Below are 390 nucleotides of genomic sequence, written 5' to 3'. Positions count from 1 at the left end.
GTTTTTCACCTTCCTCAGTTGTGTTATATGGAGTGTCATATGGTGAGTTTGGTGTATCTTGACGTGGTTTTTGGATTTCTTTACCATCATTCTCACGGATGTAAGTGATGATTACTTCACCAACTTTAGGAGTCTCACTTTCTGACATTGATTGAGAAACTGAAACTGAAGTTGATTCAGAGCTTGAAAGTGATTCTGAAACTGAAGTTGAAGTTGATGTAGATTCTGAAAGGCTAGCAGATGCTGAGTATGATTCAGAAGCTGATACTGATTCAGATACAGAAGTTGATTCTGAAGAGCTTGCTGATTCTGACGCAGATACTGAAGCTGATGTGCTTGCTGATTCTGATGCAGATGCTGACTCAGACGCTGATGTACTCAACGATGCTG

The 390-nt window shown here is 40.3% G+C and carries 1 protein-coding gene; it reads right to left on the bottom strand.

The genetic code is table 11. The annotated features are described in order from the left end of the window. The coding region (locus HMPREF2607_RS05150; protein ID WP_186821386.1) for a hypothetical protein at positions 1-390 on the bottom strand (390 nt) is incomplete at both ends.

Origin of the sequence: Streptococcus sp. HMSC078H03 (assembly GCF_001808655.1) — a bacterium.
Classification (GTDB): Bacteria; Bacillota; Bacilli; order Lactobacillales; family Streptococcaceae; genus Streptococcus; species Streptococcus salivarius_G.
The sequence above is the reverse complement of the archived record's forward strand: the minus strand, read 5'-3'. Positions and strand labels throughout refer to the sequence as shown.